Source organism: Actinotalea ferrariae (genome assembly GCF_019733465.1).
GTDB classification, from domain to species: domain Bacteria; phylum Actinomycetota; class Actinomycetes; order Actinomycetales; family Cellulomonadaceae; genus Actinotalea; species Actinotalea ferrariae_A.
Window position 1 is genome coordinate 1 of sequence record NZ_JACVQL010000125.1, and the last position, 8,882, is coordinate 8,882.

At 73.9% G+C, this 8,882-nt stretch carries 8 protein-coding genes; 3 read left to right on the top strand and 5 right to left on the bottom strand.

Annotated elements, in window-relative coordinates; genetic code table 11:
* The coding region (locus tag ICW40_RS10885; RefSeq protein WP_221653849.1) for an aldehyde dehydrogenase family protein at positions 1-1,234 on the top strand (1,234 nt) is incomplete at its 5' end.
* Positions 1,234-2,961 carry a RecQ family ATP-dependent DNA helicase gene (locus tag ICW40_RS10890; protein ID WP_221653850.1) on the top strand — a complete coding sequence of 576 codons (1,728 nt, stop codon included), beginning with the start codon at positions 1,234-1,236 and terminating at the stop codon, positions 2,959-2,961. The genes ICW40_RS10885 and ICW40_RS10890, both read left to right, overlap by 1 nt.
* Positions 2,962-3,162: 201 nt before the next feature.
* Here the strand turns inward: ICW40_RS10890 and ICW40_RS10895 are convergent, their stop codons facing one another.
* Genes ICW40_RS10895 through ICW40_RS10910 form a run of 4 tightly spaced genes read right to left on the bottom strand, consistent with a single transcriptional unit; the run spans position 3,163 to position 6,790 of the window.
* Complete coding sequence (locus ICW40_RS10895; RefSeq protein WP_221653851.1) at positions 3,163-3,402, bottom strand: DUF6480 family protein; 240 nt, start codon at positions 3,400-3,402, stop codon at positions 3,163-3,165.
* 46 nt (positions 3,403-3,448) lie between these two features.
* A complete protein-coding gene (locus tag ICW40_RS10900) occupies positions 3,449-4,387 on the bottom strand; it encodes a carbohydrate ABC transporter permease (RefSeq protein WP_221653852.1) in 939 nt (312 codons plus the stop codon).
* On the bottom strand, positions 4,384-5,376 hold the full coding sequence (locus ICW40_RS10905) for a carbohydrate ABC transporter permease (protein WP_221653853.1): 993 nt from the start codon (positions 5,374-5,376) through the stop codon (positions 4,384-4,386). The genes ICW40_RS10900 and ICW40_RS10905 overlap by 4 nt, the downstream gene beginning before the upstream one ends.
* Before the next feature lie 10 nt (positions 5,377-5,386).
* Entirely contained in the window at positions 5,387-6,790 is a 1,404-nt protein-coding gene (locus ICW40_RS10910) for an extracellular solute-binding protein (protein ID WP_221653854.1), read from the bottom strand.
* Positions 6,791-7,698: 908 nt separating this feature from the next.
* Between ICW40_RS10910 and ICW40_RS10915 the strand changes: the two genes are divergently transcribed.
* Entirely contained in the window at positions 7,699-8,139 is a 441-nt protein-coding gene (locus ICW40_RS10915; protein WP_221653855.1) for a DUF4262 domain-containing protein, read from the top strand.
* A 24-nt stretch (positions 8,140-8,163) separates the two neighbouring features.
* On the opposite strand, the gene ICW40_RS10920 is transcribed toward ICW40_RS10915, so the two are convergent.
* Entirely contained in the window at positions 8,164-8,793 is a 630-nt protein-coding gene (locus ICW40_RS10920; RefSeq protein WP_221653856.1) for an FMN reductase, read from the bottom strand.
* Between the last annotated feature and the right edge of the window lie 89 nt (positions 8,794-8,882).

An 8,882-nucleotide genomic window follows, 5' to 3' on the forward strand; every position in this document is an offset into this window, starting at 1 on the left:
GCTCGCCACCGCCGCGGACGCCGTGGAGGCCGCCGCCGACCGGCTCGGCGCGCTGCTCACCGCGAGCACCGGCCGGCTGCTCGGCCAGTCGCGCGAGTCGGCCGTCGTGGCCGCCTCGATCCTGCGCGAGGCGGCGACGACAGGGCTCGGCGCGACCGGCCGCACCCTCGCGGGCGCCTCGTCCGCGATCGACGTCGTGCGCCGCGAGCCGCACGGCGTCGTGGCCGTCATCACGCCGTGGAACGACCCCTTCCCCGCCGCGGCGGGCCTCCTCGCGGCCGCGCTCGTGACCGGGAACACCGTGGTCCACAAGCCGTCCGAGCGCAGCGCGCTGCCCGGCTGGGAGATGGCCCGGCTCATCGCCGACGCGCTCCCGGCCGGCGTCCTCCAGGTCGTCAACGGCGACGGCGTGACGGGCGCCGCGATCGTCGCGGACCCGCGCGTCGCGCTCGTCGCCCAGGTCGGCAGCAGCGCGACCGGACGCCGGATCGCCGCGGCCGTCGGCGCACGGGGCGGCCGCGTGCTGCTCGAGAACGGCGGCAAGGACCCGGCGCTCGTGGACGCCGGCGTGGACCCGCGGTGGGCGGCCGAACAGGTGGCGCTCGGCGCGTTCGTCAACAGCGGCCAGCTGTGCACCGCGGTCGAGCGCGTCTACGCGCACGACGACGTCGCGGACGCGCTCGTGGCCGAGCTGGTGCGCGTGGCGGGCGAGTGGGTCGTCGGCGACCCGTCCGACGAGGCGACCCGCCTCGGCCCGATGGTCGACGCGGAGCAGCGGACCGTGGTCGACGAGCACGTGCGTGCCGCGGTCGAGGCCGGGGCGCGCGTGCTCACGGGCGGCGCACCGCTCGACGGCCCGGGCGTCTTCTACCCACCGACGGTGATCGACGGGTGCACCGACGAGATGGCCCTGCTGCGCGAGGAGACCTTCGGGCCCGTGGTGGCCGTCGTGCGCGTGCCGTCCTTCGACGAGGCGCTGCGCCGCGCGAACGAGGGCGAGTACGGCCTCGCGGCGTCGGTGTTCACGAACGACATGGGTCATGCGCTGCGCGCGGCCGACGAGCTCGAGGTCGGCACGGTCAAGGTGAACGCCGTCTTCGGCGGCGCTCCCGGTGGGTCGGCGGACCCGCGCCGCGGCAGCGGCATGGGTGCGGGCTACGGGCCCGACCTGCTGTCCGCGATGACCGTCCTCAAGGCCGTCCACGTCGAGCCCGCCCCGCCGGTCCGTCCCTGATGGCGCCCACGCCCACGACGCCGGTGGCCACGAGGGAGCCGCGCGGGCGCATGCCGCTCGACGACGCCGTCGCCCAGGTGCTCGGCGCCGACGCGCGGCTCCGCGAGGCCCAGCGCGACGCGCTCTCGGGTCTCGCCGGCCACGACACGGTGCTCGTGGCGCGCACGGGCGCCGGCAAGACGGCCGTCTACGCGATCGCCACGCTGCTCGCCGGCCGCCTCACCGTCGTCGTCTCGCCCCTGCTGGCGCTCCAGCGCGACCAGCTCGACGCCCTCGGGGAGGTGGGTCTGCGGGCGCGCGCGCTGAGCTCGGCGTACACGCCGGCGCAGCAGCGCCGCACGCTCGAGGCGGCCCGCGAGGGCGGGCTCGACGTCGTGCTGCTGGCACCCGAGCAGCTCGGCCGGCCGCCCGTCGTCGAGGCGCTCGCGGCGGCCGACGTCGGGCTGCTCGTCGTCGACGAGGCGCACTGCGTGAGCGAGTGGGGCCACGACTTCCGGCCGGACTACCTGCTGCTCGGTGCCGCGGCGCGCGCGCTCGGCGGGCCGCGGCTGCTCGCGCTCACCGCGACGGCGTCGGCGCACGTGCGCGAGGAGATCGTCGGGCGGCTGGGCATGGGCGTGGACGGCCGCGGTGAGCCGCGGGTCCTCGTGCACGACGCCGACCGGCCGAACGTGTGGCTGGGCGCGCGGGCCGCGGCGAGCGCCGACGAGCGCGACGCCGCGGTGGTCGAGGCGGCACTCGCTACCGAGGGCGCCGGCATCGTGTACGCCCGCACGCGGACGCACGTCGACGCGCTGGCCCAGGCCCTGACCGACGCGGGCCGCCCCGCGCTGACCTACCACGCCGGTCTGCCGGGCTCCACGCGCGAGGAGGCTCAGGACGCGTTCCTCTCGGGCTCGGCCGACCTCGTCGTGGCGACCAGCGCCTTCGGGATGGGTGTCGACCGTGCGGACGTGCGCTTCGTCCTGCACGCGGGCCCGCCGCCGTCGCTCGACGCGTACTACCAGGAGGCCGGGCGCGCCGGACGCGACGACGAGCCCGCGGTCGCGGTGCTCTTCCGGACGCCCGACGACTTCGGGTTCAACCAGTACCTGCGCTCGGGCGGCCCGCCGCGGCCGACGACGCTGCGCAAGGTCCTCACGGCGGTCCGGCGCGCGGCCGACGGCGGCGACGTGGGCGACAGTGACGGGGGCGGCGCCAGCGGTGAGGGCGGTGGGCCGCCCGGGCTGACGCGCACCGAGCTGGCCGAACGGTCGGGGGTGTCGTCGCGCACGCTCGTCCGGGCGCTCGCGTCCCTCGCGCAGGTCGGCGCGGTCGACGAGGTCGACGGGCGCTGGGTCCCCCGCCCCGGCGCCCTGGGCGTCGACGCGCTGGTCCGCGCCGTCGCCGCGGAGCACGAGCGACGGCAGGCCGTCGACCGGTCGCGCGTGGAGCTCGTGCGGACCTACGCCGACACGGCCGACTGCCGCCGCCGGGTGCTGCTCGAGCTGCTCGGCGAGGAGCACCCGGAGCGGTGCGGCCGGTGCGACAGCTGCGACGCGGGCACGAGCGCCGAGGTCGTCGACGCGCCGCTGCGCGCCGGCCAGGCGGTGGTGCACCGCGAGTGGGGTGAGGGAACGGTCTCCGTCGTCGAGGCGGACCGCGTCACGGTGCTCTTCGAGGACCGCGGCTACGTCACCCTCGACCTGGCGGTCTCCCTCGACTCGGGCCTCCTCCGCCCGGCCTGACACCCCGGCTGCAGGTGCGCCGCGCGCGCCCCAAGACGCCCCGGCGCGTCACCCCGCGCGTGCCGACGCGCGCCCGCGCGCACGCCGAGGTCGACATCCGTGGCCGAGGTCGACAACCGCGGATGTCGACCTCGCTCACCGGTGTCGACCTCGGCGTGGTGGGCGGGCGCCCGGGGAGCGGGACGGGAGGGGACGAGCGGGTCAGCCGCCGATGAGGCCGACGGCGTAGCCGATGAAGGTCAGGACGCCCAGCAGGGTCAGGCCCAGGATGACCGCGTAGACCGCCTTGTTGGCGCCGGCCGACGGGAGGTCCGGCTGCTCGCGCTTGACGCCGCCGGTCGTCGAGGACTCCCCCGGCGGGGTGTCCCCCGGGTTCACGCCGCCCCCGGGCTCGAGGCCAGGGGTCTGCTCCGGCTGCGGGTCGGTGCTGGGGAAGCTCATCCCGCCACGCTAATCGCGCCCCGGCGCCCCGCAACCGGCCACGGGGTCAACCCTTCGAGCCGGTCGTCGCGATGCCCTCGATGAAGTGCCGCTGACCGAGGAAGAACAGGATGATCATCGGGACGGTCGTGATGACGCTCGCCGTGACGATGATCTCCCAGTGCCACTCGCCGCCGAACCCGTACTGGTCGACGAGCGCCTTGAGCCCGCGCGGCACGGTGAACGTGCTCGAGTCCCGCAGGTAGATGAGCGGACGCATGAGGTCCGTCCACGCCGCCTGGAACTCGAACAGCAGCGTGACGACGACGGCGGGCCGCGTCAGCGGCAGCGCGATCTTCCAGAACATCGTCCAGTTGTTGGCGCCGTCGATCTTGGCCGCCTCGAACGGGTCCCGCGGGAGGCCCTTGAAGAACTGCCGCATGAGGAAGATGTAGAAGGCGGAGCCGAAGAGGTTGCCCGCCCACAGCGGCGTGAGCGTGCCGACCTGGCCGAGCGAGTTCCAGATGAGGAACGTCGGGATCATCGTCACGGCGCCGGGCAGCATCATCGTCGCCAGGACCAGCCCGAACAGCGCCTCGCGCCCGCGGAAGCGGAAGTACGAGAACCCCCACGCCACCATGGCGCTCGAGATCGTGACCGTGACGGCGGCGAGCACCGTGACGACCACCGTGTTGAGCAGCCACAGCGCCATGGGCGCCTCCTGCCACACGTTCAGGTAGTTCTCGAGCGTGAACGTGTCGGGGATCAGCTTGTTGTCGAACACCTCCCCGCGCGGCTTGAACGAGGCGCTCAGGAGCCAGATGAACGGGTAGATGAAGATCACCGTGGCGATGACGAGCGCGGCCGTGATGAGGATGCGGCCGGGCGTCATGCGTCGCTTGCGGTCGGGCCGCAGGCCGCCGAGGTTCCCGACGACGGCGGCCCGGCCGACGTTCTCGAGCCGGGTGCTCTCGGTCGAGCTGGGGACGCCCGCGAACGTGCTCATCGGTCCTCCCCCTCGTAGAAGACGAACCGCTTGGACACCTTCAGCTGGACGACCGTGACGGCCAGGATGATCACGAAGAGCAGCCACGCCAGGGCCGACGCGTAGCCCATGTCGAGGAACTCGAACGCCTGCCGGAACAGGTAGATGACGTAGAAGAGGGCGGCGTCGTTGCTGTAGGTCGTGTTGCCCGACCCGAAGAACGCGGTGTACGCCTCGGTGAAGGTCTGGAAGCTCGCGATGGTGTTGACGACGACGATGAAGAAGACGGTCCCGCTGATCATCGGCAGCGTGATCTTCGTCGTCTGCTTCCAGAAGCCGGCGCCGTCCACCCGCGCCGAGTCGTAGAGCTCCTGCGGCACGCCGCGCAGCGCCGCGAGCAGGATGATCACCGACGAGCCGACCGCCCACAGGCTCATGAGGACCAGGCCGGGCTTGACCCAGTCCGGGTCCGTCGTCCAGTTCGGGCCGTCGATGCCGAACCAGCCGAGCACCATGTTGATCAGGCCGTTCTGCCCGTTGAACAGCAGCAGCAGGAGGATGCCGACGGCGACCGGCGGCGTCATCTTCGGCAGGAAGAAGGCCGTCCGGAAGAACCCGGCCGAGCGTCCCGCCTGGTTGAGCAGCAGCGCGAGGCCGAGCGAGACGATCACGAGCGACGGCACGTGCAGCACCGTGTAGTAGAAGGTGTTCCACAGCGCGAGGCGCACCTTCGGGTCCTGCGCCATCTGCTCGTAGTTCTCGAGCCCGACGAACTCCGGGTCCGTGAGGACGTCGTAGTCCGTGAGCGACAGGTAGCCGCTGTAGAGCACCGGCCACAGCGTGAAGATCAGGAACCCGACGATCCACGGGCTGATGAAGAGCAGCGCGCCGCGCAGCTCGCGGCGGTCCGTCGCCCGCTGCCCGGGTCGGCGGGCGGGGCCACCGGAGCGCCGGGCGGGCCGTGGGACCCGCCCGGCCGCCGCTGGCGTGGTCGAGGTGGAGGCGCTCACGACGCCCGCCTCACTCCTGGTCGTCGTCCCACTCGGCCCACGCCTCGTCGAGGGCGGCCTGCGCCTCCTCCTGCGCCTGCGCCATCGACTCGGCCGGGGTGGCCTGGCCGTTGAGCACACGGTTCACGCCGTCCTGCCAGGCCGTCTTGAACTCGGCGTCGGCGGGGTTGGCCGGGAACGTGAAGCTGTTCTCGTTGGCCTCGTAGATCGCGTCGATCGCCGACGCCCACGGCTCGGGGGCGTCCTCGGTCATGAGCTCGGACCGGATCCGGTCGTCGGCCTCGGCGTTGCCCGTGAGCAGGCCGGTGAAGAGCAGCCCCTCCTCGGCCCGAGCGTCGACGCGCGCCTGCGCGGCCTCCATCCACGTGTCCGTCGCGGTCATCGTGCGCATGAAGCGGCACGCCGCGGCCTGCGTGTCCTCGGTCCCGGCCGGGACGGCCCATGCCGAGCCGCCCGCGAACGCGATCGGCTCGCCGTCCATGGACCGGTAGGAGTCGAACGCCATGGGCGCGTCGCTCGACACCTCGTTGAGCACGTTGACGTACCAGTTCTCCATCGGCATCGCGCCCAGCACGCCCGTCGCGAACTGGTTGCCCTCGCCGAAGAAGTCGGCCGAGTCGCGGAACGCCTTGACCGCTCCGAAGCCGCCCTGCTGGTCGTAGATGCCGACCGCGAACTCGAGCGCCTCGATCACCGCCGGGTCGTCGAGCTGCGCGGTCCGGCCGTCCTCGGAGAGCAGGTCGACACCGTTGCTGCGCGCCCACAGGGGCAGGAACTCGGGCAGCTTGGAGTCGTAGCCGATCACGCTGAGGCTGCCGCCGTTCCCCTGGGTCAGCGCCGTCGTGGCGGACGTGACGGCCTCCCAGTCGGAGCCGTTCACCGCCTCGATGCCGAGCCCCGCCGCCTCGAGCAGCGACGCGTTGGCCATCGTGATCTGCACCTGGTTGAACTCGGGGATGCCGTACACGGAGTCGTTGAACGTCACCTGGTTGAGGGAGGGCTCGCGGAACACCGACGTGTCGATGCCCTCGCCCTCGATGCACGCGTCGAGCGGGATGATCGCGCCGCGCGACGCGAACGTGCCGATCTGGTCCCGGTTGGCGTAGACGAGCGCCGGCGGGTCGCCGGCGGCCACCGCCGAGAGGAACTGCTGGATGTCCAGGTCGCCCTCGACGAGGGACAGCTCGACGTCGTCGCCGAGCGCCTCCTGCGCCGCCTCGTAGCGGACCTCGCCGATCTCGTCGGTCAGGCCGAACCCCATGATCGAGAGGTTCCCGCTGAGCTCCGCCTCGGGGTCGAAGGCGACGGCCTCGCCGCCGCCGCCGTCGTCGTTGGTCGTGCCCTGCGCGCAGGCCGCGAGCACCACGCCCGAGACCGCCACCAGGACCGAGGATCGAACCGCTGAGCTCTTCATCGTCCACTCCTGCCTCGCCCGGACGTCAGCGCCGACGTCCGTCCCGGCGCGTCCGGTCGGTCGCGCCGCGCGCCGCGCGTCCGACGGTGGGGTGGACCGGGGACGTGAGGGGCGCGTCGATGCGAGTAGAGCACCGTTGAGCACTTCTCGCGCGGGGAAGTCGATGACCTTGAGCGTCCACGGCCCGACGGCCCGACGGCGCGTCGCGCGCCGAGCGTCAGGCGTCGGGCGTCGGGGATCGACCACGCGCGCCCGACGCCACGCGGCGACGGAGGCGAGACCCGCCAGCACGGGCGCGGCGGCCGCCACGCCGATCTCGAGCGCGGAGGGTCGCTCCGAGCTCACGGACTGCGCCCCGACGGCCGGCCGGCCCTCGTGGACCCGTTCCTCCGCGATCGCCGGGCCCGCCGGCAGGACCAGAGCACCCGTCGCGAGCACCGCACCCATGAAGCGCCACCATCGTGCCGACCTCGTGCGTGCCGACCACGTGGCCGAGGGACGCCGAACCGCCAGGGAGCGCACCGTGACACCTCATCCACCCGTCGCGGGGCGCGTCGTGCTCCCGCGGGAATCGCCGACCATAACCCGCTCCGCAGGAATTGCAAAAAAGCCCGGCGGCCGACCGGTGCGCGCGCGGAATTTGCGCGGGCTTCTTTTCCTCCCGGGACCGGGCTATGGTGCGGCCATGACACGGAACCGGGCCGCCGCCGACGTCGTCGCTGGTGAGGACCGCGCGGTCGGGACGTCCCCGCCCGGCGACCGCGTCGTCACGCGCCGCACGACGGGGGCCGGTCGGACGCAGACAATGTCGCGTCGACCTTCCTGATCCTTTTCCCAGGACGAGCCCTCCGTCGAGCGCGCTGCACCGCAGCGCGCTCTTTCCTTTTCCGTCGAGAGTGGAGACCTCCATGTCGCTCATCCGTCGGACCGCCGCCCTCACCCGCGGCCGGACGCGCACCACCCGGCCCGACGAGACCAGCGCCCTGCGCGGCGAGATCGAGCGCTACGGCTGGGCGCTCCGGTACGTCGAGGCGACGGACCACGGGCCGTCCGTCGCCTACACCGTCGGCCTGGGCCTGCGCGGCCTGCCGGAGCTCGCCGTCCGCGGGCTCGCACCCGAGCCGTCGTGGACGCTCCTGAACGACGCCGCGGGCCGCGCGACGGCCGGCGCGATCCCCGTGCCGGGCGCCGTGCTGACCGGCGTCGTGGCGGGCGTCGCGCTGCACGTGCGGCCGATGGACGACACGACGGCGCTCGCCGTGGCGCACGAGGTGTGCGCGTCCCGGGGCCGGGTGCGCGCGGTCGAGCTCGTCGCCGTGCCGGAGCCCGTCCGGGCAGGCTCGGCCTAGGACGGCGGCCGCCCGCGGCGGGGCTCAGCCGCGGAGCAGGTCCTCGAAGTCCACTGTCAGCGCGAACGGGTCCGCGGGCGCCGCCTCGCGAGGCGGGCGTCCGGCGACCAGGGCGGCGAGCTCACGCGCACCCCGGTCGATGCGCGCCCCGAGGGGCACGGCGTCCTCGCTGGTCGAGCCGGCCGACCGGCCGAAGTCCTCGGTCGCGCCGAAGACGCCGGTCGGCACCACGAGCGCGTGCAGGTACGTGAAGAGCGGCCGGACCGCGTGGTCCAGCGCGAGCGAGTGACGCGCCGTGCCGGCGGTCGCGCCCATGAGCACGGGCATGCCCTCGAGCGCCCCCTCCTCGAGCACGTCGAAGAAGTTCTTGAAGAGGCCCGCGTAGGAACCCGAGAAGATCGGCGTCACCGCGACGAGCCCGTCGGCGGTCGAGACCGTCCCGAGCGCGCGCTCGAGCGCGGCGGACCCGAAGCCCGTGAGCAGCTTCGCGTTGAGGTCCTGCGCGTGCTCACGCAGCTCGACGACGTCGGTCGTGACGTCCTGCCCCGCGGCCCGCAGCGCGCGCTCGACGGCCTCGGCCATGCGGTCCGCGAGCAGGCGCGTCGTCGACGGCTGGCGCAGGCCGGCCGAGACGACGGCGATCCGGCGGGTCATCGCGTCACCTCGACGGCCTCGGCCGAGGCGCCCGTGACGTCGTCGGCCGCCGCGTGGACGGTCGCGTCGCGACCGCCGCCGGCCGCCGC

Excerpts from the sequence above, each read along its gene's own strand:
- ICW40_RS10900 (WP_221653852.1), bottom strand. The coding sequence starts at position 4,387 with ATGAGCACGTTCGCGGGCGTCCCCAGCTCGACCGAGAGCACCCGGCTC.
- ICW40_RS10910 (WP_221653854.1), bottom strand. The coding sequence starts at position 6,790 with ATGAAGAGCTCAGCGGTTCGATCCTCGGTCCTGGTGGCGGTCTCGGGC.
- ICW40_RS10920 (WP_221653856.1), bottom strand. The coding sequence starts at position 8,793 with ATGACCCGCCGGATCGCCGTCGTCTCGGCCGGCCTGCGCCAGCCGTCG.
- ICW40_RS10915 (WP_221653855.1), top strand. The coding sequence starts at position 7,699 with ATGTCGCTCATCCGTCGGACCGCCGCCCTCACCCGCGGCCGGACGCGC.
- ICW40_RS10895 (WP_221653851.1), bottom strand. The coding sequence starts at position 3,402 with ATGAGCTTCCCCAGCACCGACCCGCAGCCGGAGCAGACCCCTGGCCTC.
- ICW40_RS10890 (WP_221653850.1), top strand. The coding sequence starts at position 1,234 with ATGGCGCCCACGCCCACGACGCCGGTGGCCACGAGGGAGCCGCGCGGG.